This is a genomic window from Ascidiimonas aurantiaca, assembly GCF_037646345.1.
GTDB classification, from domain to species: domain Bacteria; phylum Bacteroidota; class Bacteroidia; order Flavobacteriales; family Flavobacteriaceae; genus Ascidiimonas; species Ascidiimonas aurantiaca.
On record NZ_JBBEWR010000001.1, the window covers coordinates 21,114 to 48,012 of the forward strand.

General features: G+C 37.1%; 23 protein-coding genes. 18 read left to right on the forward strand and 5 right to left on the reverse strand.

What is annotated here, in order from left to right; translation table 11 throughout:
• The first annotated feature begins 228 nt into the window (after nt 1-228).
• From WAO84_RS00100 to WAO84_RS00145, 10 genes are all read left to right on the forward strand, one after another.
• Complete coding sequence (locus WAO84_RS00100; protein WP_340062976.1) at nt 229-1,134, forward strand: AraC family transcriptional regulator; 906 nt, start codon at nt 229-231, stop codon at nt 1,132-1,134.
• A 69-nt stretch (nt 1,135-1,203) separates the two neighbouring features.
• Nucleotides 1,204-2,211, forward strand: coding sequence for a zinc-dependent alcohol dehydrogenase family protein (locus WAO84_RS00105; RefSeq protein ID WP_340062977.1), 1,008 nt, complete (start codon nt 1,204-1,206; stop codon nt 2,209-2,211).
• Between the two features lie 11 nt (nt 2,212-2,222).
• A complete protein-coding gene (budA, locus tag WAO84_RS00110; RefSeq protein ID WP_340062978.1) occupies nt 2,223-3,800 on the forward strand; it encodes an acetolactate decarboxylase in 1,578 nt (525 codons plus the stop codon).
• Nucleotides 3,801-4,144: 344 nt separating this feature from the next.
• Nucleotides 4,145-5,095, forward strand: coding sequence for a hypothetical protein (locus tag WAO84_RS00115; RefSeq protein WP_340062979.1), 951 nt, complete (start codon nt 4,145-4,147; stop codon nt 5,093-5,095).
• 157 nt (nt 5,096-5,252) lie between these two features.
• Nucleotides 5,253-5,726: a hypothetical protein gene (locus tag WAO84_RS00120; protein WP_340062980.1), complete on the forward strand. Its 474-nt coding sequence runs from the start codon at nt 5,253-5,255 to the stop codon at nt 5,724-5,726.
• A gap of 258 nt (nt 5,727-5,984) precedes the next feature.
• Nucleotides 5,985-6,653, forward strand: a complete 669-nt coding sequence (locus WAO84_RS00125) for an FMN-binding negative transcriptional regulator (RefSeq protein ID WP_340062981.1) — start codon at nt 5,985-5,987, stop codon at nt 6,651-6,653.
• A 9-nt stretch (nt 6,654-6,662) separates the two neighbouring features.
• Nucleotides 6,663-7,130, forward strand: a complete 468-nt coding sequence (locus tag WAO84_RS00130) for a GNAT family N-acetyltransferase (protein ID WP_340062982.1) — start codon at nt 6,663-6,665, stop codon at nt 7,128-7,130.
• A gap of 1,073 nt (nt 7,131-8,203) precedes the next feature.
• Entirely contained in the window at nt 8,204-9,052 is an 849-nt protein-coding gene (locus WAO84_RS00135) for a hypothetical protein (RefSeq protein ID WP_340062983.1), read from the forward strand.
• 16 nt (nt 9,053-9,068) lie between these two features.
• On the forward strand, nt 9,069-9,596 hold the full coding sequence (locus WAO84_RS00140) for a hypothetical protein (RefSeq protein WP_340062984.1): 528 nt from the start codon (nt 9,069-9,071) through the stop codon (nt 9,594-9,596).
• A gap of 2 nt (nt 9,597-9,598) precedes the next feature.
• Nucleotides 9,599-10,417: a hypothetical protein gene (locus WAO84_RS00145; RefSeq protein ID WP_340062985.1), complete on the forward strand. Its 819-nt coding sequence runs from the start codon at nt 9,599-9,601 to the stop codon at nt 10,415-10,417.
• Between the two features lie 251 nt (nt 10,418-10,668).
• On the opposite strand, the gene WAO84_RS00150 is transcribed toward WAO84_RS00145, so the two are convergent.
• Nucleotides 10,669-11,394 carry a DNA alkylation repair protein gene (locus tag WAO84_RS00150; RefSeq protein ID WP_340062986.1) on the reverse strand — a complete coding sequence of 242 codons (726 nt, stop codon included), beginning with the start codon at nt 11,392-11,394 and terminating at the stop codon, nt 10,669-10,671.
• 246 nt (nt 11,395-11,640) lie between these two features.
• Complete coding sequence (locus WAO84_RS00155) at nt 11,641-14,289, reverse strand: M12 family metallo-peptidase (RefSeq protein ID WP_340062987.1); 2,649 nt, start codon at nt 14,287-14,289, stop codon at nt 11,641-11,643.
• A gap of 377 nt (nt 14,290-14,666) precedes the next feature.
• Here WAO84_RS00155 and WAO84_RS00160 point away from each other — a divergent pair, with 377 nt between their 5' ends.
• From WAO84_RS00160 to WAO84_RS00180, 5 genes are all read left to right on the forward strand, one after another.
• Nucleotides 14,667-17,888, forward strand: a complete 3,222-nt coding sequence (locus tag WAO84_RS00160; RefSeq protein WP_340062988.1) for a S41 family peptidase — start codon at nt 14,667-14,669, stop codon at nt 17,886-17,888.
• A 104-nt stretch (nt 17,889-17,992) separates the two neighbouring features.
• Nucleotides 17,993-19,198 carry an Nramp family divalent metal transporter gene (locus WAO84_RS00165; protein WP_340062989.1) on the forward strand — a complete coding sequence of 402 codons (1,206 nt, stop codon included), beginning with the start codon at nt 17,993-17,995 and terminating at the stop codon, nt 19,196-19,198.
• Complete coding sequence (gene pxpA / locus WAO84_RS00170) at nt 19,195-19,953, forward strand: 5-oxoprolinase subunit PxpA (protein WP_340062990.1); 759 nt, start codon at nt 19,195-19,197, stop codon at nt 19,951-19,953. Before WAO84_RS00165 ends, pxpA begins: the two co-directional genes overlap by 4 nt.
• Nucleotides 19,923-20,666, forward strand: a complete 744-nt coding sequence (gene pxpB, locus WAO84_RS00175; protein WP_340062991.1) for a 5-oxoprolinase subunit PxpB — start codon at nt 19,923-19,925, stop codon at nt 20,664-20,666. Before pxpA ends, pxpB begins: the two co-directional genes overlap by 31 nt.
• Nucleotides 20,659-21,492, forward strand: a complete 834-nt coding sequence (locus tag WAO84_RS00180) for a 5-oxoprolinase subunit C family protein (RefSeq protein ID WP_340062992.1) — start codon at nt 20,659-20,661, stop codon at nt 21,490-21,492. Before pxpB ends, WAO84_RS00180 begins: the two co-directional genes overlap by 8 nt.
• A 2-nt stretch (nt 21,493-21,494) precedes the next feature.
• Here WAO84_RS00180 and WAO84_RS00185 read toward each other — a convergent pair whose 3' ends face one another.
• Nucleotides 21,495-21,728, reverse strand: a complete 234-nt coding sequence (locus WAO84_RS00185; RefSeq protein WP_340062993.1) for a hypothetical protein — start codon at nt 21,726-21,728, stop codon at nt 21,495-21,497.
• A 300-nt stretch (nt 21,729-22,028) separates the two neighbouring features.
• Between WAO84_RS00185 and WAO84_RS00190 the strand changes: the two genes are divergently transcribed.
• The 3 genes from WAO84_RS00190 (at nt 22,029) to WAO84_RS00200 (ending at nt 24,735) form a co-directional block, all read left to right on the forward strand.
• The gene (locus WAO84_RS00190; RefSeq protein ID WP_340062994.1) at nt 22,029-22,670 is read left to right on the forward strand and encodes a hypothetical protein; all 642 of its coding nucleotides are present in this window, start codon (nt 22,029-22,031) and stop codon (nt 22,668-22,670) included.
• A gap of 638 nt (nt 22,671-23,308) precedes the next feature.
• Complete coding sequence (locus WAO84_RS00195) at nt 23,309-24,094, forward strand: sensor histidine kinase (protein ID WP_340062995.1); 786 nt, start codon at nt 23,309-23,311, stop codon at nt 24,092-24,094.
• Entirely contained in the window at nt 24,091-24,735 is a 645-nt protein-coding gene (locus tag WAO84_RS00200; protein WP_340062996.1) for a response regulator, read from the forward strand. The genes WAO84_RS00195 and WAO84_RS00200 overlap by 4 nt, the downstream gene beginning before the upstream one ends.
• Nucleotides 24,736-24,774: 39 nt before the next feature.
• On the opposite strand, the gene WAO84_RS00205 is transcribed toward WAO84_RS00200, so the two are convergent.
• Nucleotides 24,775-25,506 (reverse strand): nitroreductase family protein, encoded by a 732-nt coding sequence (locus tag WAO84_RS00205; RefSeq protein ID WP_340062997.1) that lies wholly within the window; start codon nt 25,504-25,506, stop codon nt 24,775-24,777.
• A gap of 2 nt (nt 25,507-25,508) precedes the next feature.
• Complete coding sequence (locus tag WAO84_RS00210; protein ID WP_340062998.1) at nt 25,509-26,888, reverse strand: aldehyde dehydrogenase; 1,380 nt, start codon at nt 26,886-26,888, stop codon at nt 25,509-25,511.
• Nucleotides 26,889-26,899: the final 11 nt, after the last annotated feature.

Here is a 26,899-nt window from a genome sequence, read left to right on the forward strand (position 1 = left end):
TTCAAACAGCAACTGAAGGCTTTTAATGAACAAAAAGCCAGCAGGTAACATTCTATATAAGCCATAGCGTATTTTGTACTTTGCCTGTGGTTTTTTCGTATATTTAAAGTTAGTGCATAAAAACGCTGCGACCCATAGTCGTGAGGCTGTTAGCTGCAACTCAGAGAAATGTCTGAGTTAAGCAACAAGCTTTTCAGAAATATTATTTGAATTTCATAACTTTAGAAAATGAAATCAAAAGAAACGGTAACCGATTTTTACGCAAAACATAATCAGGAGAAAAGAACCAAAGGACAGTTCAACATATATAAACGTGAGGAATTCGCCTGCGATTCTACTTCTTTACCAACCAACCGAAGAGATTTTTATAAAATTTCATTGATCCTAGATGGAGAAGGAATAATTTCTACCGCAGGTAAGTCTATCCATATAAAAGGCAATACCATAACTTTTATGAATCCGCTTATTCCCTATTCGTGGGAGCCTAAATCAACAAATCAAACTGGTTATTTCTGTCTTTTCACAGAAGAGTTCGTGAACCAAAACCTGAAAAGTGAAAGCCTATCGCAATCACCTTTGTTCAAGGTTGGAGGGAACTTTGTTTTTTGCCCAAATGAAGAAAGTATAAAATCCTTAACGGGGGTTTTTGAGGGAATGTTCAAAGAAATACAATCTGATTACCCACATAAATATGAGCTTATTCGAAGTTATGTTCAGATTGTTATGCACGAAGCATTGAAAATGCAACCGCCCGAAACTTTCTACAAACCCACTAACGCATCCGAAAGGATTTATTCTTTATTTATGCAATTGTTGGAAAGACAATTCCCGATTGATTCTCCTAACCAAATTGTTAAACTAAAAAATGCCAACGAATTTGCCTCACAGTTAAATGTACATACAAATCATCTTAACCGGGCATTAAAAGAGATGACCGGTAAAACCACAAGCCAGTGGATAGCCGAAAGAAACGCCAAAGAGGCCAAGGCACTATTGCTGAACAGTAATTGGGATATTGCAGAAATAGGTTATTCTTTAGGTTTTGAACACCCTTCAAACTTCAATATTTTCTTTAAAAATCAAACAGGTATTACCCCTAATGGCTTTAGAAAGCAAGGTGTTGCCATTTCATAACCAATAGTTTGATTCCCATAATTTAAGAAGTTGCCAAGTTTCTAATTTTGCTTCATAAAAACAAAATTTATGAAAGCAATACAATTAGAACAGTTTGGAATTGAGCATTTAAAACTGGTAAACATTCCAATACCGAATATTAGAGAAAACGAAGTTCTGGTAAAAACTTCGGCAGTTTCACTTCAATATTTAGACCTACTTATGGTTGAGGGCAAAATGATGTCAAATTTGAAGTTTCCTCATATTCCAGTTTCTGAAGGAATGGGAGTGGTAGAACAAGTAGGTAAAAATGTGAAGCGTTGGAAAAAAGGAGACCGTGTACTTATTCCGTTCATTCCAAGATGGGAATCAGGGAAAATAACTGAGTACAACAATCAAAACCGTACAGGAATGCAGTTGCCGGGAACATTAGCTGAATTTTCGGTTCAACCTGAAAACACCTTAGTTTCTGCACCTCACAATCTTTCAGATGAAGAATCTGCATCACTTTCAGTTGCTGGTTTAACAGCGTGGACAATATTAGTCTCACAGGCAAATATTAAAGCTGGTCAAACAATTTTGGTACAAGGTAGCGGAGGAGTTTCACTATTCGCCCTTTTAATCGCCAAAATGTTTGGACTTAAAGTAATTGCTACCACAGGAAGTAAAGAAAAGGAATCTAAACTAAAAGCATTGGGAGCAGACGAAGTCATAAATTACAATGAAATCAAAGAATGGAACACTGAAGTAAAACGGTTAAATGGCGGTATGGGTGTTGATGTTACTCTCGATGTAGCAGGAAGTAAAACCATTCAACAAAGTATCCTTTCCTGTAGAGAAAATGCCTTTATTGGTTTAGTGGGGTTTATGTCTGGCAGTAAAATAACCGTTGATGTTTTTCCTTTAATAATGAACTACATCAGGTTACAAGGCTATTCGGTTGGTAATGCACAGGAATTGACTGCATTGGTATCTGCGATCGAAAAAAACAACCTGAAACCTGTGGTAGATAATGTGTTCCCTTTAGAGAAAACAAAAGAAGCTTTCTTAAAACTAAAATCAGGTAAGGCATTTGGAAAACTGGTCATCAAATTCTAAAATCTTTAAAAATGAAACATATCATAACAGGCATTATCCTGATGCTTTGCCAGGTAGGCTTTTCGCAACAAGTAATTAACGGTTTTTCAATGCCGGAGAGTATTATATCCGATGGCAAACGATTTTTTGTGTCTAACCAGGGGCAAGACTTTATGAACAAAGATGGGGGTGGTTTTATAAGCGAGATTTCGGCAGATGGAAAGATCGTGAATCAAAGATTTCTCCCTGTAACAGGTGTGTTGAATGCACCAAAAGGAATGACCATTGTAAATAATATACTATTTGTTGCTGATTTGGATCGAGTTGCCGGTTTTAATATTGATAATAGACAAACAGTTTTTGAACTCATCATTGAGGGGGCAAAACTTTTGAATGATATTTGCCAGTTAGAAGATGGCTTTATTGCAGTAACAGAAACAGTTTCAGGCAATATCTACAAAGTCAATATCAACAGTAAATCGGTTGAAATTATTGCCAACATTCCAACAGTTAATGGAATTGCGTATAATCAAAAAACAAAGCAATTATTAGTTTGCAGTAACGGAGAGAATTATGGAGATGGTTCAATATATTTAAAATCTGACAATTCTGAATTTGAAGAACTTCCCAATATTACTAATGGATTTTTTGATGGCATTGAATGGATAGATAATGACCACATCTTAATTTCAGATTGGATAACGTTTCCTGTAAATGGTTCAGGCAAACTTTGGATTTACGACCTTAAAGATCAGCAATCACAGTTCAACATTACAGAAGAAAGTATAGCAGATATTTTTTATGACATCGAAACTTCAAAAATATATATGCCCCAAATGCTACATAACCGAGTTCTGATTTCAGATTGGGAGCAGTTAAGTAAAACTCAAGACAGAATTAACCATTTTTATAACTACGGCGTTATCGATGCCTTTATTGGCGGACTATATCGTGGCACACTTCCTCTCAAAGATTTAAAGTTGAAAGGAGATTTTGGACTAGGGGCACCAGATATGCTAAATGGAGAATTGACAATAGTAGATGGAAGAGCTTACCAAACAATGGCTACAGGCGAAACGGTAGAACTTGACAATGACCACTTGACATCATTTGCTTCGGTCACTTTCTTTAAAGCAGATACAACTTTTATTCAAAATTTATTTTCCGATAAAAGTACAGTCTTGAACACCATCGAAAAAATATTGCCAAATAAGAACAAAATGTATGCCATCAAAATTTCAGGAAAATTTGAGCACTTAAAAACAAGAGCATTCCCCCCGGTTGAAAACGAACCATTTCCAAAATTAGCAAATATACTTGACCAACAACAGTTCTTTGACTACCAATACACAGACGGAACTTTAATTGGTTTCTTTTTGCCAAGCTATTTAAATGGAATTAATGCAGGTGGATTTCACTTTCATTTTTTATCAAACGACAGGAAAAAAGGTGGGCATATTCTGGAATTTGCCGGAAAGGACCTGAAAATTGAAATAGCCACACTCAAAACCTTTGAAATGAACACACCAAATGATAAGGCATTCCAAAACTTTGAATTTATAAAAACAGAAAATGAATCTTTGCGAAAAGTGGAACAGGGAAAACAATGAATAAAGGGTATCAGCTAACAACGTATATAAAAATAGCGGTTTAAATGCTTAAGGTAGAGTTATTTTTATGAATTTAAGATCAATTACAATCTGAAAAGTCAATGTGTAAACTCGCTGTTTTTCATATACCAAAACATTGGGAAAAATACCGGCAGTCGTTCAAGCCAGGTCACGTAGAGACCTTTACTCTTGAACTGTTTTTCCTAACAGCCTCACAGTATGACAGCCAATTCACTTAAATAATGCTATATTTAATTCTGATAACAGGCTCTCACCATCAATAAAGTGTTTTGAATTTATGCAGGCGTAATAAAGGTTTTAAATTGAACTTTAATTAAAAAAATATGAGAAAAAGGTTACTAAATTTGTATCTTATTTTTTTAGGTACGCTCATTTTTACAGGTTGCAATGATGGTTTGACTAAAAAAGGTACAGAAGCTACCAACGAAACCAATAAGATGCTTGAATTAACTGAGAAAGAGAATGTCAATACTCAAATTGTAAAGGAAGATACTCTAGATGTATTGGCACTTTACTTAGATAAGCTTTATTCTTATCGTCAACTGGAGGGAATACGTCTTAATTATAATAATGATTCAATAATAAAAGGGAGGGATAAGCATCACTTTGAATACACAGATAATTGGTTTAGTATAAATGTAAGCGAAGGTGGAATTACATATACCGGAGTATATGAATTAAATCAAGATGATACTTTATTACACTATGCTTCTATACTACCTGAAATAGAAGTAGAGGGAGGTACTTTTGTTAATTATGAAAACGAACCTTGGTTTGAATATTATTATAAAAACAATCAATTGAGTCAGGTAAAATACAATGATCCAAAAGATTTAAAGGCAGTAAATCCCTTGGAAAATCTCGATAAGAGCCAATCGATAGTAGTAGGTGATTCCATAAAGGAGCTGCTCGATAAATATTTTTACCTGGACTCTTCAAAAGTCAATTTCAACGGAGCTTGGAAATATCCTAAAAACAGCGAATCATATAGCTTTACTATAGAAATCAGACAAATAGGAAGTTTTGTTTCTGGAAGTTATTGTTCATATACGCCTTCTAAATATGATTGTGGAAATATCGAACAAGGCGGTAAAGCCTGTGATATAAATGGTTACGTTTACTCAGACACCTTGTATCTTAATTTTTTCAGTTGCTATGCTGGTAGATCAGGACAAGCAAAACTATATTTCAGTAATGATACGTTAAATTGGAATACCACATATCAAGTGGAAGAGAGTTTAGTCCCTGAAAAAATTAATTTGGAAATAAAATAAGACCGCACACAACATAGGCTAAGAAAACATGTGGACTGACATGGTAAAATAAAATTTAGTACATAAAATAAACTTAAGCCCTCGGTTAGAATATGCCTGGTACAAAATCCACACATTTCTTAGCCGGGATCATTAGCAAATATTAAAAACAATGATTATGAAAAAAATGATAATGATGATCTTAACAATAACTCTGATTTCCTGTAATCTCAAGACTGACAAGAAAAAGGAAGGAACTACATTATCTGAGAAAGAACAAGAAGTTCAAGTTAAGATTACAAATAAAAATGAAGAATTTAAAGAAATAAGTTCAGATGATTTTAATCAACTGTTAATAGAAAAGGGAGCGCATTTATCTGCCAAAGATGTTATGAAGTTATTTTACCCTAACAAGGTAGAAACAGGTGAAGGAAACGAGAAAATAGAGATATTGGAAAAAACCTCTGATAATGGAAATGTGGTGGTAACATTAATTCACGATAATCTGCTGGATGATTCCGTAAGGGGAGAGAAATATATTATGGAGTTAACTAGAAGTAACGACCAATGGACCGTTCTTTCCATAAAAAAGAATTGGAAATGTTGGGAGGGTAGAGGACATACAGACTGGGGAATAGAATTATGTAATTAAACATTGGCTAACAAGGGCTATAAGTGACCTGCCCGTCTGGTTGGCAAGCTGGAATTGCGAACCTTAGTACTTAATAAAAATAGCAACCTGAAACCCATAACTAACAGTCTCACGGTACGACTGCCAATTCACTTAAAATAATGCTATATTTAGTTCCTGATAACAGGCTCTCACCATCGCTATTTTGGTACTTGCTACAGCCATGAGGCTGTTGCCGTTATTGAGAGAACTAATACCAACAGATAAATAAAAAGAAATATGTATAATTTTTCATACTTCAAAGAAAAAGACAAGCAAAAAATATTAGATTTCATAGAAGAAAACCCCTTTGCGTTTATGACAGGTAGTTTTCTGTCGGGTAAACAGGTGGCAACACAAATACCCGTTTTACTCGAAGAAAGGAATGGAGAACTGTTTTTACAAGGACACATTATGCGTAACACTGATCACCATAAGGCCTTTGTCGAAAATCCTAATGGTCTTCTTCTATTTACCGGGCCCAATTGTTATGTAAGTGCCTCCTGGTATAGTAATCCTCAAATGGGTTCTACCTGGAATTATATGAGTGTTCACGTAGCAGGTCAAGTCAGTTTTATGACTGATGAAGATCTCATTGGTTTTATGAGAAAACTGACTTTAAAATTTGAAAAAGGCAATACACAATCATTGACATTCTATGATAACCTCCCTGATAACTTCCTGAATAAAATGATGCCAGCCATTATAGGTTTTGAAATAAAGGCAGACAATATTGAAAATGTTTTCAAACTCAGCCAAAATAGAGATGAAAAAAGCTATTTGAATATTATTTCCAAACTTGAAAAACAAGGTGGACAAAGCGCTTTGATCGCCTCAGAAATGCGAAAAAGACAAGCTGAACTATTTCCCGAAGGTATTGAATGGGACGGCTCCAAATTTGACGCTTAGACAATTAGTATGAAGTCGCAAATAACTTTTGAAATTAATAAACTGCATCCTAACGAGGTTGCTTGTTTCAGGGATTTAGTAAATATATTTAAAGAAGTATTTGAAAACGAAGAACCAATATCACAAAACAAGCAATTAGGTACACTACTGTCCAACCCCAACTTTATGGTGTTTGTTGTAAGACAGAACAACAAGATAGTAGGTGGTTTAACCATTCATGTTTTGCAAAGTTACTATAATACAAAGCCGGTTGCTTATATATATGATGTTGGAGTAACCCCTGAGTTGCAAGGTCAGGGTTTAGGCAAGGCGCTTATCGCAGAAGTTTGTGAATGTTGCAAGGAAAACGGATTTGAAGATGCTTATGTAGAAGCAGAAAGTGATGACATTGATGCTGTGAACTTTTACCGGAAAACAAAATTTAATAGTGAAACTAATGCAATACACTTTACCTATACTTTTGACCATGAAAATTAGAAAAGAAGAACAATGAACCGCTAACAGCGTGTATAAAAAATAGGCGAAATAGTGCTAAATTCAACGCTCTTGGTTCTTATCATACTATACACTTAATAGAGATTTTCACACTTCGTAACCGCCTTGTTTTCAGCACTACCTTTTATGCGAAATTTAACAAAACTATGAGCAATGAGGCTTTAAAAATAATGATCCTGCTGTTTTTCTAAGCAAATTATTTAGTTGGAGCACAAAACAGTATTGATGAATTTTTAAAAAATCAATCTATAATTGACATACATTTTCATATCACCAAAGGTTATGCAAATAAAGAGATTTATAACCAATGAAAAGTAAATATTGATAGTGCGTGAATTGATTGGATTATTGACGACTATAATAAAAACCATGTAGTTTTGGCTCCTGGTAGAGGGCCATTAAAATATGCTGAAATGTATGCTAAAACTGACAGTCATTTTTGGGCAGGATCAGTTTTCCCTTGTATGAGAATAGTTGGCCAGTGGCTAACATTGTATAAGTAATAGCGGTTTAATTGATAAAACAAAAGGCAAAATGTAAAACAAAGGTTCGTGCTAAACTGAAAAGTTAGTGAGTAGAAACCCGCTACTACTTATACACAAGACTGTTCTATACCAAGAAAAAGCAAAAAATTGATATGTGAAGAAAAATAAAGCCGGATCTGCCTGCCAGGCCTTCTAATGGTGTTTTAAATTAGCCCATACCAATCTGGACACTTCTCTAAATCCAGAAGGAATGCATATTACCAAAGCTATTCAGTACCGAAGTGTGGATAGAGAGAGGGCTTTTGGGGGTAATGGCTATTTAAAAAGATTACATCAATTTTTTTCATTAAAACCAGAGTACGTTGGTTTAGTAAACCGAATAATTCATAAATCTTTATAGAGGAGTTTAGAGTTTATAAATTAACTTAAAAAACTACTTAACCTATTCTATATCAATGGCAAAGATCTTTTAAAAACAGGGATTTTACCTAATAATTATAGGTGTTTTTCCTTACTATATATTAATATAATTGGTTTTCCTTTACTATTATTAATATAAATCAAACGATAATGGAAAATTCAAACTTTAATACTTTAAAAGAAAAACTGTCACGTGAATTAAAAGTTAAACAAATTTTTGACTTTCATACTGACATTACAGAGAGCAGGCGAAAAAGAACAATTAACGCTTTACAACCGGGTATTATGCTCTGGGAAAATTCTGAATTTGTAGAAAAGGATTTTGGTTTTAATCCTATAGAAGGAAGTATTACTCTTTTCTGGGGTTATAAAAAAGAGTCATTTATAAATGAGTTAAGAAATGCTTATGTAAAATATGACGGCAATACGCTAGATAGTTTACAAAAAAAAATAGCTAAACAGTTTACCAGAAATGGAGTTCCAACCAGTGCAACCCTTATGAAAGACGTATTGGAAGCAGACACTTTGTTTGACTTTGAGTACAATGGAAAACAACTTGCAAATAACTTATGGCTTTCTAAAAAATACAATATTGGTTCTTTAGTTTTTCCTTACAACGGTGGTTACATATCAGATTCTTTATTTTCTATAAAAGAACACAATATTAATGATGAATGTAGTAATTATGATTACTTTATAGTTATTAACCCTCCTAGGTTAAGTAGAATAGAGCGTGCAGCTTTGGATCTGGTTCCTAAAGCTCAATCTGAAATTAATATTTCTAATCCATCACACATAGCAGCAACACCAACCGCGCTAGTAACTGTTGTTATTTTTGTAACAATTAATACCGCAGTAACTACGTGTTGTTCTCCATTACGAGACCGATTAGCAGAAGTATCATTGCCTGAAAAAATGATTGATAAATTAAGCGCTGTAAACTCAGCTAAGGAATTGCTAAATGTTAGGGCAAATATTTTTAGAGAATTCGGACTTTAATTATAACAACAAAATTATGACTACTTTTTTTGAAATACTTCTTTCAATATTTTTTTTATTATGGATCATTGCAACTTTTATTTTTAGCATGTTTAGTGGTAGATTTAAATTCGCAACCAAAATAGGTATCTTCGGCTACCTGGTGCCTCAATGGAATTTTTTCGCACCTAATCCAGGAATTTCAGATTTTTATTTATTATACCGTACACAAACTGAATCAGGTATTGTATCGCATTGGAAAAATCTTGATGAAATTTCTAAAAGAAAATGGTATAGCATATTTTGGAATCCAGATAAAATTAAAAAGAAAGCCATTTTAGACTATGCAATTGAATTAAAAAGTAGTTTTTCTAAAATTGAGAAGAAAGAAGATGAAAATTTACTTACTATTTCATCTCCTTATCTTCTCATTTTAAACTTAATAAGTTGCATGCTTAAAAATAATTCTGAACAAAATTTCATCCAGTTTATGATCCTGGAAGAAAATTGTTTAACAGAAGATATCTCAGCCTGCCTGATCTCCAAACTACATAAAATAAGTTAATTATGAATTTAGCAAACATTGACCTTTTGTTCACAGTAAGAATTACTTCAATTTTATGTGCTTTTGTCATTATACTTTCTTCTTTAGAGTATTTGAAATCCTATCATTTCCTTTCCGACAAGAGTTATTTAAGTTGGGATATTACTAAATATAATTGTAAGCTGCCTTTAAATGGTTTTTTAGGTAAGATTGTAGATAAATTTTTTTCATATACATATTATAAATACACAATTTTATTAAGGCTTTTGAGTGCCGTTTTAATTTTATTATTTGCGCTTTACAATATTAATATTCCCAGCATACTTTATGGAATTGCTGCAATTACCACTATTTCGCTTATCATTAGAGGAATGTATGGTTTAGATGGATCTTATCATTTAAACATGATTATTATTACATGTTTATTTCTATATAGCTTATTTCCACAACAAAGTTTTGGGGCAAGCCTTTGTATTTATTTTATTGCTATTCAAGGAATATTATCTTATTTGATTGCAGGTATTACAAAACTACAAGGGGAGAAATGGCGAAATGGCAAGGCAATTATTGGCATATTCGGAACAAAAACTTACGGCAATCAAATTATTTATAATTATATGTATAAACGTGAATCCATTTCACTGCTGTTAGCATGGTTTATTATATTTTTTGAAATAGCATATGTATTTGTTTTGGTAGTTCCTTTTGAGTATAAATTATTGATCTTGTTTACGGGTATTTGCTTTCACGCCTTCAACTCTCTTTTTATGGGACTCAATAGTTTTTTCTTTTCTTTTTTAAGTGCCTACCCGTCTATCCTTTTTTTATCCATCATAATATAAAGATGTCTCTGTAAAATGGATCAGGCCTCAAAGATTTGCTAAAAAATTCAATGGAGTTTCTTAATCTGTCTGCCAGGGCCCAGCATGGTATTTTATAGTAGCCCTTACCATATATACAGATCTGAACACTTCTCTAAATGCAAAAGAAACGCGTATGGCCCAAGCTATTCAGTACCAAAGGCTGGTTAAGATAAAACAGTTGCTTTTAATGGTACCATATCCGGTTATTTCCAGTTAGAAAAGAAACGTATCTACTTTTTCATAGCCTCTTTTCTAAGATCGGGAGCCAGTTTTTCAATAGCATAGCGAAGAGAGGTGCGCGGCATGACCTGTTGGTTTCTCATGACATATTCAAAAATAGCTTGCGAATGGGCATTACTGGCACTTTTTAACATCCACCCATATCCTTTTTGTACCAGATCATCCGTGTCAAGTAGCAGAATATCTGCAATGGCAAGGATATCCTCCAGAAATAATCCTTTTCGGGCCGGAACTATAAGGGATACTGCGGCAGCACGCCGAACCCATCGGTTATCAGATCTGGCCCATTCTTTTAATCTGGAAAGATATTCAGGATACATTTCCAGAAAAGCACCTATGGTATGATTGCAAAGGGTATCACAAGAGGCCCAGTTATCTACATATCTGGAAACCCACCCCTCAAAAACGGGAAAGTCATCCGGAGTATATTGTTTTTTAAAACAAAGGGACCATTCACAGGCAATAAACGATTCTTCAATGTATCCTGATTGCCATAACTGCTCACATAGTGCAAACACTTCTGCTTTGGTTTTAGTTTTGATATCCGGTTTCTTAAAAAACTCTTTTGCTATTTTACGAACCGTAGCTGTTTTTACGCCCAATAGTTGTACCTGCTCCTTAAAAAAGTAATGACCGGTGCGTTTTGTTTTTTCATCAGAATTCTTAATGAGTTCTTCCCTCAGGTCTGAAAGTATTTTTTCTTTTTTTATGTGCATATAACAGCTTTTATAGATGTTGTTTAAAAGAGCATATACTCAACTCGATTTCTTTTTCAGGACTTGGCATTTGAGTTTTAAAAGGCTTTATAGTATTCAAAAATAATAAACCCTACGATCCTTAAAAAGAATCTAAACAGTGTTAACACATTTATCTTTAGGGAAAATAGTTTTATATAACATATTATACGTAACAAAAAAGCCATACTGTTTTAAAGTATGGCTTTTTATGATTATGCGGTAACCCTAATTTTTAAGCAATACTTTACTAAGATTAAGAGTACCTGAGTTGATCTTTACAAAATAAAGTTTCTCCTCTAGTCCCGAAAGGTTGATATCAATTTCATCAACATTTTCAAAAGAACCTTCTTCAATAAGCCTTCCGTGTATGTCAAATACACGATATTGCCCTTTGGAAATATTGTTTATTTGCAGCTTAAATATCCCGTCATTTGGATTTGGTATTATATTAAAAGAGGCTAACTTTTGTATTGGCTGACTAGGTTCAAATACATTTTGTGTATGTTTTCTAATGATCGTAAAACGCTCTCCTCCTTCAAAATACCCTTTACGGTCATTTACCTGAAGTACATCCAGCAAGAGTTTGGTGCCTACTGGTAATTCTTTGAATATGTGAAACTTAAAATTCAAAGAAAACGTTTCTTCGTAACGAAGTGGTACTCTTGGTATAGTAGCTCTGTTAGATGTGACGAGTAGCGTGTTTTCATTTATAATTCGCACGTATTTTGTTTCCTGAAAGCCAGACTCAAGGAGACGTTTAAAAAGCTCTGGTTCCATTTCTACCTCTATTTCTCCTACGTCAAAAAAACGATACCTGCTGTTATCTCCAAAACCATCATCTACAAACATAATTGAATTGGTATCCGTGTTTTCATCAACCCCTCTTATAAATACCGAAGTGGATGTAGGTAAACCATTGGGATCAGAATCGTAAACACTTATATTTTTCCAGACAATGTTATTATTGTTTCGCACATTAGGGCTTATGGCCCCCGATACTTCATTAAACATAGGATCATTTGGTGTAATAATTCTCGATACCAGGCAGAAGTGGTGTATATCGTTTACAAAATCGGCCGGATTGGGCGGATACCAGGGGATCTCTACGGTAACACTTCCTCCGGGAGGTATGGCAGGCAGTGTGGTGGTACCAATAATATCTCCATGCAGGACATCGGTGCCCCCTATATTCATGTAATAGTTGTTAAAATGAGCAGGCCATGCCAAACCGGTAGAGGCCTTGCTAAAATACACACTTAGCTGTGCACAGGCAGAAGTAACTGTAGAAGAGCGGTTTCGTACTTTTACATATACTCCGTTAGGGGTCTCTAATTTGAATTCAGGGTTCTGGTGTACCGTTCCGCCATCCAGATCCTGCCGTATCCAGATATCTTCACTTATCCACATAGGGCCGGTATCGGGATTAGGCTCCTGGCCCGAATCAAACGGGCGGTCCTTAGAGTAAATATCGAAAGTTCCTGCAAAAGGAGGACATAAAGAACAGGTACCCAGACAAGAACCATTAGCAACCTCAGAACGGATCACATTTCCCGGTTGCTGGCCAAAACCAAGGCTAAAATTAATACCTGCAGGAGTGATATGGCAATAGCTCATAATAGTGCCGCCACTTGCAGGTACGGGAGGTCGCACACACCAGCTACATCCGGGTGATGACGGATTGGGGCTTTCCTGGCAGCTTCCGCAACCATCAATGGCAGTATTGTTACCATTCCATACGCAGGCATGTGTATGCCGGGAACCAAAAAGATGCCCAAATTCATGCGTCACTACCATTACATTCCAACTGTAGTTGGGGAAATTCACAATAGCAGAACTTAAATTTCCCGATACGCACAGGCTGCTATCGGGATTAGGGTTACATATACCGTCAAAGCCGGCGGCCCTACCTCCGCCAATATTTCTAAAGGTAAGTAATTGCCCCAGATCACCGTTAAATGTAGTGATATTGTTCTGAAATTGGGAAAGAACCGAACCCGTACTAAATCCGGTATAAGGATCGGGAGTGGTCCAGATATTGATCTGAGAAATCGTGGTACTTATTCCTTCGTTCTGATAAATAGTAGCTACCTGATTATAGAGGCCGGTTACATAGTTTTGTACAGCCGCGGTACTTCCCAGATTCTGAAAAATATCATATTCTGTTTCAAAATACAGGCGCACACAGTTCGCATCAAAAGACCTGGAAGTAATACCTTGATCTTTCATAAGAAGCTCAGGAGCATACCCTTTAAAATCATCATCTGTGGTTTCACATATAAATTCCGGCTGCTCTATGAGGTTCTTATCATTGTAAATAATAAATTGAGAAGAGTCGGTTAACTTACTAATAGTATAATTTCCTTCTTCCGTAGAAATAAAACCCATAACATCTCCCTCAAAAAAGCTTAATGCTACAAGGCTGTTGGGAACGTTCCGCACAATTCCTCTGTAGTGCCTGGCCGTATTTTTATTAGCCAGAGTACGGTCTCCTTTGTCTGTTGTAACCTCGTATTCATAGAATCGTTCTTCTACTTCCAGAAGATCTAAGGTTACCGTTTTCCTGCCAATAGGAACCGTTAACGAAAGAGAAGCATCTTTCAGTTCTGAAACCTTTAGATCGTAATCAAGAAGGTTTACTTCATTTAGATCAGAAAATACATTCGTACGGCTGTATTTTTGCTGAACTGGTTTAAAAATAGCTTTTTCAGGAAATCCCATTCGCTGGTTTTTTGCTTCGGTAATGCGTTGGGATATAACATTCTGGCCAAAACATAATGAAGTAAATAAGAGACATACAGCCATGGTTAAAAAGCGAATGCTTTTCAAAGGTCTTGTAAAACCAATTGGTTGGTCTTGGTTGTTGGTTGTTTTCATGGTTTGTTATTTAGTGATGTAATAGAGGTAAAGGGATAGAATTAAGATATCCCCTGGCACAAATTGCTATTAAAGGGGGAAGCAATAAAGGTCACTTATAACACAAATTTAACAAATAAAAACCTATTAATACTGTGGGTAAAATACAAAATTAAAATGTTAAAACAGTAATTTTAAACATGTATTTATCTGACAATGAGTGATAAGCGTATTTTTTGGGATGGTAACCAACCTAATAAATCCTGTAAACACGCAGAAAGTGTTAAAATTCAAAAATATCCTAAAAATTCTTCCAAATAAAACGTTAAAGGCATTGCTCTTAGCTTTCGTTCATAGTATTTTGGCATTTTCCTTTTCTAAAAACTAAAACCAAGCAAATGAATCTCATTACAAAGCTCTCCTTACTTTTTTCATTAATAGTTGTACCGGCTCTGGCACAGGCACCTCTTGTACATTTTCCTTCCATAAGCCCGGATGGTCAAATGCTGGCATTTAATTATCAGGGTGATATATGGATTGCCAATGTTTCGGGTATTAATGTACGAAGGCTTACCATTCATGAAGCATATGACACCAATCCTGTCTGGAGTCATGATGGGAGTTATATTGCATTTCAGAGCAATCGTTATGGCAATAATGACGTTTACACCATTCCGGTAAATGGCGGGGTTCCCAAAAGGTTTACCTATCATTCCGGTAGTGATGTTGTGACCGATATCACAAAACAGGGAGATATACTTTTCAATACCCGAAGGTATTTTGCTCAGGTGGAAAGAGAACCGGAGGTTTATTTGGCTCCAAAACAAGGAGGAACTCCTTACCGGTATATGAATGCCCTTGGGTTTGATGCCGTAGTATCGCCTAATGGCCGGTTTGTTGCTTTGACCAAAGGCTCCTGCCGTTTGGAGCGTGAAGCTTACCGGGGACCGGCTAACCGAGATATATGGATATACGATACAAAGAATAATCGTTACACCCAGCTTACTACAGATGAAGGTAATGACTTCTATCCGCAGTGGGTAAATGACCAAACCTTGTATTTTCAATCCGGACGAAGCGGTAAGTATAACGTACATCGCATTTCTTTGGATCAAAACGGACAACCATCCGGAGCCATTACCCAGGTTACCCAATTTAAAGAAATGGGTATATTCTCATTTAACGTAAATAGAAATGGTGAAAAGATGGTGTGTGTACAGGGAGATCAGCTTCACGTTATGGATATTTCATCAGGCAATATGGAGAAGGTCTCAATTCAAATAGGGACCGATTATCGCTTTGATCCCAAAGAAAAGAAAACCTTCAGCAACCAGGTATCTGCTATTGTTCCTTCACCCGATAATAAATACAGTATTTTTGAAATTAGAGGGGAACTCTTTTTAGCGAATAACGACAAGGAAAAAAAGAGAACCGTAAACCTCTCAAATTCTCCTTATAGAGATAGTTCTCCCGTGTGGATAGGTGACAATAGCATTTTGTTTGTTTCAGACAGGGAGGGGTCTTATGACCTGTACTCAGTAAGCTCTTCAGACCCAGATGAAAAAAATCTCTATAAAAGCCTTAAACGCGAAGTCGTACGCCTTACCAAAACAGAAGAAGATGAAACACAGCCTGTATTATCGCCCGATGGTAAAAAACTGGCATTTGTAAGAGGTAGCAGTAAACTTATAGTTGCTAATGTTACCGAGAAAGGTACACTTACAGGTGAGAAGGTACTTCTTGATAATTGGGCCGGGGCTTCCGGAGTTGCCTGGTCACCTGATTCCCAATGGCTGGCCTATGCCAGCAGAGACCTGGATTTTAATCAGGAAATATTTATTCATAAAGCCGACAATTCAAAAAAACCCGTGAATATATCCATGCACCCAAAACAAGACGTAAATCCCGTGTGGAGTCCCGATGGCAAAAAACTTGGGTTTTCTTCCAATCGTAATAACGGTGATTACGATGTGTGGTTTACATGGTTGTTAGAAGAAGACTGGGAAAAAACAAAAGAAGACCGTGAAGAAGATGAAGATACTGATACCGGTGCTGCAAATGCCAAAGATGCCGAAAAAGATAAGAACGAAGCAGTAGTTGTAAACATTGATTTTGAGAATATACACGAACGTCAGATACAGGTAACCTCTTATACCGGAGGAGAATTTCTGCAGGCTTTTTCCAAAGATGCCCAAACCTTGTATTATACCACAGGATTAGGATCCAGAGGAAATGCTAAAGTGGATGCCGATCTTTTTTCTATCAATTGGGACGGGAAAGAACGTAAGTCAATTACCTCCAATAATGCGCGACCTTCTAATGTAACCATTGATAGTAAGAACAGCCATTTGTATTTCACAACATCCGGGGGTAGCCCTAAAAGTTTAAAAATGGGAAAAGAGAAGCCCGAAGCACTTTCTTTCACGGCGAGAATGACCATTGACTACTATGAAGAATCCAATCAAATATTTGAAGAAGCCTGGAATGCTATTAACAACGGATTTTATGACCCTAAATTTCACGGAAAAAGCTGGAAAGAGTTAAAGGCAACTTACAAACCACTAGCCATGAAAGCCTCTACCAGAGATGATTTCAAGACCGTTTTCAACTGGATGCTAGGGCAGGTAAACGCCAGTCACATGGGGATGTACAGAGGAGAAGAAAGAGCCGACCTGCAAAAGGAAAGCACAGGACTCTTGGGAGTTGAAGTAAAGCCCGATTCCAAAGGAAAGCTTGAAGTGTTGAGTGTAGTTGAAGGTATGCCGGCCAGCCGTAAAGCAAGTAGGCTCAACATAGGAGATGTTATACTTGGAGTAAATGGTGAAGAACTGAAAGCGGATACCAACATATATAGTTTATTGACAGGAACTGCAGGTCAAAAAATATATCTTACCGTACAGGGCAAAAAAGGAGAGAAACGCGAGGTAGTCATCCGTCCTAAATCAGGTAATCGACTTGAAAACTATAAAGCTTGGGTAAATGAGCGTAAACGGCTTACCGAAGTATATTCAAACGGAAAGTTGGGTTATATCCACATTCAGGGCATGAACTGGCCCAGTTTTGAAAGCTTTGAACGAGAACTAACAGCAGCCGGTTCGGGAAAAGAAGGTATTGTTATCGATGTACGCTATAACGGTGGCGGTTGGACTACCGATTATTTAATGGCCGTATTATCAGTTAAACAACACGCCTATACCGTACCCAGAGGGGCTGCCAAAGATCTGGAAAAAGAGAACAAGCGTTTTTCAGAACATTACCCCTTCAGTGAAAGGTTACCCCTGGCTTCCTGGACAAAACCTTCCATAGCATTATGTAATGAAACCAGTTACTCCAATGCCGAGATCTTTTCACATGCCTATAAATCACTTGATATAGGTACCCTGGTCGGGATGCCCACTTTTGGAGCCGTTATCTCAACCGGTGCTCGCGGACTTATAGACGGCTCTATTGTGCGAATGCCATTTAGAGGTTGGTATGTTAAAAGTACCGGAGAAAATATGGAACTGGGGCCCGCAGTGCCTGATATTGTACTGGATAATGCACCAGATGATAAAGCAAACGGTAAAGATGTGCAGCTAAAGAAAGCAGTGGACACACTTTTAGAACAATTAGAAAAGTAAAAATATCAACTAAAGCCCCGCTTTTGCGGGGCTTTTTCTTTCATTATATTATTTCCTTTACTCATACACATCACGTATCTTAGCAAAAGTGAAAAACCACTTTTGTGATACGATTCTTTAGAAATCTCGGCCCGGGAACCCTTGTGGCAGCAGCATTTATTGGCCCCGGTACCGTAACGGTATGCACACTTGCCGGTGCTAATTATGGATATACCCTCTTATGGACCATGGTGCTGGCTATAATTGCCACCGTGGTACTTCAGGAAATGGCTGCCCGTCTTGGACTGGTTACTCAAAAAGGCCTGGCAGAAGTAATTAGTTCACAAATACCTTCTCCCATATTGCGTAAAGGAGCTATTTTTTTAATACTGGTGGCTATTGTTTTGGGAAATGCTGCGTATGAAGCCGGCAATATAGGAGGCGCATTACTGGGGTTAAATGCCGTGTCTGTAGGTTCTTTGGGAAGTTTAGGCGTTTTACTTATTGGAGGTGCTACATTTGCAATTCTGTACTCAGGAAGTTACCGGGTTCTGGAAAGGAGCCTTATTACTCTGGTAATCCTTATGAGTATCTCTTTCGTAATTACAGCCATATTGACCAAACCTTCATGGAAGGATCTGTTTAGCGGCATGCTCATACCATCAATACCCGAAGGAAGTATTTTAACCATTGCCGCACTTGTCGGTACTACCATTGTACCGTATAATTTGTTTTTGCATGCTTCCCTGGTTCGTGAAAAATGGTCTTCTACAGATAAGCTCGGAGAGGTGAGAAGTGATACCCGGATTTCTATAATTCTGGGGGGGTTAGTTTCTATGTCTGTAATAATAGCAGCTTCCGCATTGTCAGGTGAACAGATCACCGGAGTAGAGGGGCTGGCCAAAGGTTTGCAACCTTTGTTTGGAGATATGGCAGGAATATTTTTAGGAATAGGGCTTCTTTCGGCAGGAGTTACCTCAGCAGTAACCGCTCCCTTAGCTGCTGCTTATGTAGCCAACAGTTGCTTTGGATGGAAGGCTTCCATGAAAGATTATCGGTTCCGGTTAGTTTGGGTCTCTGTACTGTTACTCGGTATGTTATCGCTGCTTTTTCATATGAAACCCATTCGTGTTATTCAAATCGCTCAGATCGCCAACGGAATATTACTTCCTGTAGTGGCTGTATTTCTGTTATGGGTGGTAAACAGGCCGGGAGTATTGGGAAAGTTTCGAAATACCCCCTTTCAAAATCTATTGGCTGGGAGTATCGTGGTACTCTCTATATTACTGGGACTGCGTAGTGTTTTAAAAGTAACAGGGGTTGTATCATGAAAAGAAAACAAATAGATATTAATTGCGACCTGGGAGAAGGTCTGGGAAATGAAAAATACCTTTTACCCTTAATTTCCCGTTGTAATATTGCCTGCGGCGGACATGCGGGAGATGAGAAAACCCTTAATGAAGTATTGCTCATGGCTAAACAATACGGCGTGATCGTGGGTGCGCATCCATCATATCCCGATCGGAAAAATTTTGGGCGTAAAGTATTGGATATTTCTCAGCAAGAACTCACACAGTCACTGGTAGCCCAATTACAGGTTTTTCAAAACGCAGCTACCCGTCATGCACTGGAAACCGGCCATGTAAAGCCTCATGGGGCCCTTTACAATGAAGCTGCCGTGAATCCTGAAGTTGCAGAAACTGTGATCCGGGCAGTTAAAGAGGTATATGGGAACCAGATAGCCATAGTAGCCCCCTGGGGTTCAGTACTGGCATTTATAGCAAAAATAGCAGGGCTTCCCATATGGTTTGAGGCTTTTGCAGACCGAAATTATCGCGAGGACCTGAGTTTGGTGCCAAGAAGTGAGCCCAACGCACTTATAACCGCTCCTCAGGCCGTTGTAAAACACCTTTTACATGTTTTAGAGACCGGAAAAGTTGTCGCTGTAAACCAAACACTTTGTGATATAAAAGCTGATACTTTTTGTATTCATGGAGATACACCTAATGTCATACAAATACTTAACTTTGTACATTCAACACTTCCTAAATACGGATGGAACATATCGCATCAAAATACCCGATAACTATTAAGGAATTTGGAGAATACGCAGCTCTTATTGAATGGCCGCCGCAAATAAATGAAGATGTATTATATGATATTCTTCGTGTAAAGGCTCAAATAGAAAAAACACTGGCTGCATACAATGTATCACTGGTGCCTGCTTACCATTCACTTACCGTGATCGCTAATTCACCCGTATTGTCAGGTACCGAAATTTGCAGGTATTTGAGCGATCTGGACATCACTTTAGATAGAGCACCATTGGTTTCCTCTTCGTGGAAAATACCGGTATGTTATGAATCTGATCTTGCTCCCGATCTGGAGGTGATAAGCAAACAAAAAGAATTAACCCCCAAAGAAGTGATCCGTCTTCATACCACGCCTTTATACACTGTGTATTGTATAGGGTTTTTACCGGGTTTTATGTATTTGGGAGGCTTGCCGGAAACTTTAATAACACCCAGAAGGCAGGAGCCAAGACTACGGGTACCCGCGGGAGCCGTGGGTATTGGAGGAAGTCAAACGGGAATATACCCTCAGGAATCACCCGGAGGCTGGAATTTAATAGGAAACTGCCCGGTACCGCTTTTTGATGTTCTCAAAGACCCTCCCTGTTTTGTTAAAGTAGGAGACAGAGTTAAATTTTATCCTGTTTCTTTACCTCAATATCAGATTCTGAAAATAGAAGTGGCAACCGGCGTGTATAAACCCGAAAAAATAAAAGGGAATGATTAAAGTAATAAAGTCCGGTTTTTATACAACCGTTCAGGATAAAGGACGTTATCATTACCGTCATTTGGGTGTTCCCACTGGAGGAGTGATGGATAGATTTGCGTTAGACATTGCAAACAAAATGGTGCAAAATATACCAGATGCAGCAGTACTGGAGATTACCATGACCGGCCCGAAACTGCATTTTAATACCTCTGCCCGTATTGCCATTACCGGAGCTTATATGTCTCCTTATCTCAATGATATTCCTTTGTTTAACTATGAACCTTATGAAGTACACCCCGGAGATCATCTCAGTTTTGGCAAGCTCATAAAAGGTTTCAGGACCTACCTCGCTGTTTCTGGCGGGATAGAGACCCAGACTGTTTTGGGAAGTAGATCATTTGCTAAAAATATTACCGGTCAATTGGTTTTAAAAGCAGGAGATGAACTGCCACTGGGTACCCGACAATCAATACATGGTTTGAAAACAGTTATAGACGACAGTTACCTGGATTCTGAAATACTTACGGTCTTTCCGGGTCCTGAATTTCACAAATTGCCAGATGAACAGAAGAGAACATTGTTCAACATGCGTTTTACAGTTGCCAAAGAGAATAATCGAATGGCCTACCAATTGACAGAAGTATTACCCCCCAATACTTTTTCCATGATTACCTCTGCAACACTACCCGGAACGGTGCAGTTAACTCCCTCGGGAAAATTAATTATTCTAATGAGAGATGGACAAACTACAGGAGGGTACCCTCGTATTTTACAATTGTCAGAAGCTTCAGTGTCTAAACTGGCCCAGAAAAAAACCGGAGATAGGCTGAAACTTCAGCAATAGAATTATTTTCTCGTAAGATCAATCTGTGCGGCTATCAGCTCCAGGCATTTTCCTTCACCAATAGCACTCTGCATACTTTTAGCTTTTTCTTTAAAAGCTTCGTGTTTTAAAAAAGTTCTCCACAGAGCTGTGATAAAGTCTTTGTATATCAGGCCATCATTCCAGGAGATCAATTGATACTCATAAGCCGTTTCCAGCAGTTGGGATATATCTTGTTTATATTCATCATGTTTCATAAACACTGCTTCCATTGTCTTGACAAAATAAAATTCACAAAATAAAAAGGAGTTGTATTTCTGGAAAGGGGATTTTCCCTGTTTTATAAAGTATTACAGGGTAGAATAGCAATGTTGTCTCTTAAAACAAAAGACTGTTAATATTGAAACGGGGAAATTCCCCCTTTTTAAAAGGGGGTTTAATCACAACCATTTGATATTTAAAGTTTTATATTTGGATCATCTAATTAGATCGTATCCTTTTTTAATTTGTAAATAATAATTTTATCTATCTTCGACCAAAATTAAATCTCCCATATTATGAAAAGTACATATTTTAAAAGCTTGTTATTAGTTGCTCTGCCCATGACGTTATTATCACTGGCATCCTGTAAAATGGGACCGGTAGAAGAGCCGTATCCCGACCTCCCCGAAAAGGTGAAAGCCAAACTCATAAATAAAGATTTTGCGACAGAAATGAGTTCCGGTTTTGTAGATCATATACAAAAGTTACAGGACCTGTCGTCAAAGTATCGCGAGTTACAAGAAATTAACAGTAAAGAGCTTTCTGTAGCTTCTAGAGAATCCGGTGTTTTAAAAGAGTTTATGAACCAGAAAGTAAAACCTAATTTTAATTTATCTTCATCCAGTTATTACACACTTGAAGAACTTGAAAGTTATATTGCTTATGCAAAACGTGAAGCCGCTAAACAGCAAATTAACTTGGAAGGTTTTCGGATTTATTTCGGACTTTTTCCCGAATCTAAAGAAAAGTATGGTAAAAAGAGTGGTAACTTAACGGTTTTTATTAGTCCTACAGGACGACCTAATGAGCAAAAAGGCGCTTTTTTTATGACCGGTATGATACTGGATGATTCAGAAATTAGTCCCGACATTACTTCGATAGGCCCGCTGGAATATGGTGGGAATGGAAACCCGCCAGCTGCAGCCTATCCAAACTAGAAAAGAATGCTTGAACTAGAAGTTCTAAAAGGTTCAATAAAGTACATTGCCCTTACAAGCGCTATCATCAGCACCTTATTTTTTTATAAATATAGTCATGGAAGGGCAAAGTACTTTTTATTTTCAATTTGGTTTATTGTTATCACCGAGTTTTCATATAAATTTCTTTTTTATAAGGTTTTTGACCAGGATATCAGGATTGTAAAGATTATAGTAAATATCTATACTCTGGTACAATTTTCTTTTTATATACTTTGGTACAGGTATTTGGTTAAAAACCCACTTAAAAGAAGGACTCTGTTATGGTTTTTTATGCTGTTTCTTATAGCATTTGTAACGATCTCTGCTTTTCTACAGGAATTTGATAAAATAACTCAGAGTTACACTTATGCTGTTGGCGTAATTCTTTTAATAAGTACTATTGTCATATATTTCATGGATGTACTTTCAAGTGAGTTCATCCTTCGGTTTGAAAGATCGGTCATGTTTTGGTTTAGCCTGGGACTATTGCTGTTTCATGTACCTTTTATGCCCTTTCAGTTTATAGCGGAATACTATAACTTTAACAGTAATATTTATGTTATTATTCTGTTTGGACTTAATTTACTTATGCATAGTTGTTTTGTGTACGGAGTTTTATGGAGCAAGAAGAAATACAATTATTAGTACTGGCAGTATCTATTGTACTATTTATTTTAATAGTTACTTTAATACTCATTTTTTCTGTTTTTCAAAAAAGGAAAACCCAGCTTCTTATTGAAAAAGCAGAAGAAAGACGGCGTTATGAAGTAGAACTTGCCAAAACTCAGAACGAGATTCAGGAGCAAACTTTCAAAAATATAAGCTGGGAATTGCACGATAACATTGGGCAGTTACTGTCAGTAGCAAAAATGCAGCTCAACATGCTTCAGGCAGATCTTCCCGATACACATAAAAAAAGATTAAGTGAAGCTTCCGATGTATTAGGAAAAGGGTTGAGTGAAATGCGGCAGCTTTCACGCTCACTAAATACAGATTTTATATCTAATATTGGTTTAAAAGATTCTCTGGAATCTGAGATCAATCGTTTTAAAAGGCTCAATTTTCTAAATATAAATTATCATCTGGAAGGAGATCCTGTATTATTGGACAAAAAAGATGAGATCATTATTTTTCGTATTTTTCAGGAATGTTTTTCCAACTGCATTAAATACTCTAAAGCTTCTCATCTCAATATAACGGTAAAGTACTCACATAAAGATCTGTTTATTTCTGCTCATGATAATGGTATTGGTTTTGATGCTACTGCCATTAATGAAGGTTCGGGACTTATGAATATGCGAAAACGCTCAGAACTTATTAAAGCAGATTTTAAAATTAAAGCAGAGGTTAATGAAGGAGTTTGTGTAACTTTGAGATATCCATATAAGCACCAGGTATCATGAAAAAATATACGATTGCCATAGTAGATGACCATTCGCTATTCGCTCAATCACTTGAGGCCCTGGTTTCCTCATTTGGAGACTATGAGGTTATCTTTCATGCAACCAATGGAAAAAACTTCATTGAAACCCTGGAGAAAGGCAAAACCCAGCCAGATGTAGTATTGCTGGATATCAATATGCCTATTATGAATGGTATTGAGACTATGAACTGGCTAAAACAAAACCACCCTGAAATAAAATCAATAGCCCTGTCGATGGATGATAGCGAAGAAACCATCATTAAAATGCTTAGACTGGGAGCTAAGGGATATCTCCTTAAAGATATACATCCTGATATTTTCAGGAAAGCCCTTTCAGACGTTCTGGAGAAAGGGTTTTATTATTCAGACCGTATTACCAACACATTACTTGATACCCTTGAACGAAAAGAAAAGCATGAAGAGATCCAGCTAAAAGAGAGGGAAATAGAATTTTTAAAACTGGCCTGCACCGAAATGACCTATAAGGAAATTGCCAGTGAAATGTTCCTTTCACCTAAAACGGTAGATGGTTACAGGGAAACACTTTTTGATAAACTCGATGTAAAAAGTCGTATTGGGTTAGTTCTATATGCCATTAAACACAAGGTCATTGAAGTTTAACAAAGCTTTTTTAAGGATCGTTTATTTTTCTGTCTGTTATTATAATGAGTGATATACCTCTTCAAAAGGCACCCTATATCTTTCTGTATAAATACCTTTATTACCGTCTCTAATACCGCAGGCAATAACCATACATATTTCTGAGCCACGAGGTAATTTGAGAATGTTTTTTATCATTAAAGTATCTGAACCCTCCATAGGGCAGGTGTCATAACCCTTTGCCGCCATACTCAACATAAAGTTTTGCGAAGCAAGGGCCGCGCTTTTATGCACAACCGTACGGAGATCGCTGGAGCGTAACTGTCGGTAAACCGGTCGAAAAAGCCCTACAATGATAAATATCAAATATTTAAGCCAGCCCACTATTCCAAGAAAATCAAAGTACACCATAGGAATTAGCTTTTGATAATAGGCCAGGGCATTTTTCTCCCTTCGGGAATAAGTTTCCTTCGGTTTATCACCGATAAGCCGTGAAAGAAATGCTGCGTTGAAACGGGCTCTTTGTTTCCAAAGGTCTTTTCTGGTTACCACCACTACCAACTGTGAGGCGGTAGCTGCTGCGTTTTGACCCAGACAGGCTTTTGTCATTTTCTTCATAAGGACATCATCAGTAATATGATAAAATTCCCATAATTGCAGATTGCTACTGGTAGCGGCCAGCACGGCATCTTCAAGACATGCTTTCACTTCCTCAGGGTGTGGGTGCTCATCTTTTTTAAAAACTCTTACCGAACGCCGGTAAGCAATGGCCTCAGAAACTGTTTTTTCCATTTTCAAATTAAGTGTTTTACTTTTTTAGCAATTTTTAATTTTTTTGAATAGGGAGCATACCGTATGGGTATATCAGGCCATATACCTCTCCTTACTACTGGTTTTTTATGGGTAAAAGTGTCAAAACTGGTTCTCCCGTGATAACTGCCTATACCACTTTGTCCCACCCCGCCAAAAGGAAGTTTTTTATTTATAATTTGAATAATGGTATCATTAATGGCACCTCCTCCAAAAGAAAAATGTCGCATCCATTTACGAGCTTTTTTATGATTACTTGAAAATACATACATAGCAAGAGGTTTGGGATACCTTTTTACCATCTCTTCTATTTCTTCCTCTTTTGTAAAGCTTATTACCGGAAGTATCGGGCCAAAGATCTCACTGGCCATTAGAGAACTGTCTTTATCGGGTTCATCGATGAGTGTTGGCGAAATAAACCGGTCAGATGAACGGGTGGTACCGCCCAATACAATTTTTTGTCCCTCCAGTAAGCCGGTCAGTCGGTCAAAGTTTTTCGTATTGATTATTCGGGGATAGTCGGGAGATATTGAAGGGTCGCTGCCATAAGCTCTTTCGATCTCGTTTTTCATCGCTTCGTAAAAGTTTTTTTTCTGTGAAGCGTGTATTAAAATATAATCCGGAGCAATACATGTTTGTCCGCCGTTCAGGAATTTACCCCATGTAATACGCCTGGCTGTTAACGCGATATTAGCAGTTTTATCAATAACACAGGGGTTTTTACCTCCCAGTTCCAAAGTTACCGGCGTAAGATTGCGCGCTGCGGCTTCATATACTTTACGGCCAACACCCACACTTCCCGTAAAGAAAATATAGTTCCAGGGGAGTTGCAACAAAGCTTTTCCCGTTTCTTCATCTCCTTCTATTACCTGTACATGCCCCGCATCAAAAACTTCAGATAAGATATTTTTTAAAATGGCCGAGGTTGCCCGGGTATGTTCTGATGGTTTAAGAATAACAGTATTACCTGCTGCAATGGCACCTATAAGAGGGGCAATTGCCAGTTGAAAAGGATAATTCCATGGAGAAATAATAAGTACCTGTCCGTAAGGTTCTTTATACACCGATGCCAGTGAAGGAAAATTTGCCAGGCTAGGCCATATTCTTTGAGTTTTTGCCCATGATCTTGTTTTTTTAATGACCATATTAAGCTCGGCCAGTACAAATTGTGTTTCTGATAAGAGAGATTCAAACTTACTCTTCCTGAAATCGGAATACAAAGCCTCGCATATTGCATCCTCTTTTTCAATAATTACTTTTCTTAGCTTTTTAAGGAGTGTAATCCTGTGACTGATATTTAAAGTTTTACCACTTTCAAAATATTCTTTTTGTGTAATGAAATGGGACTCCGCAAAAGAATTCATAATTTAAACTG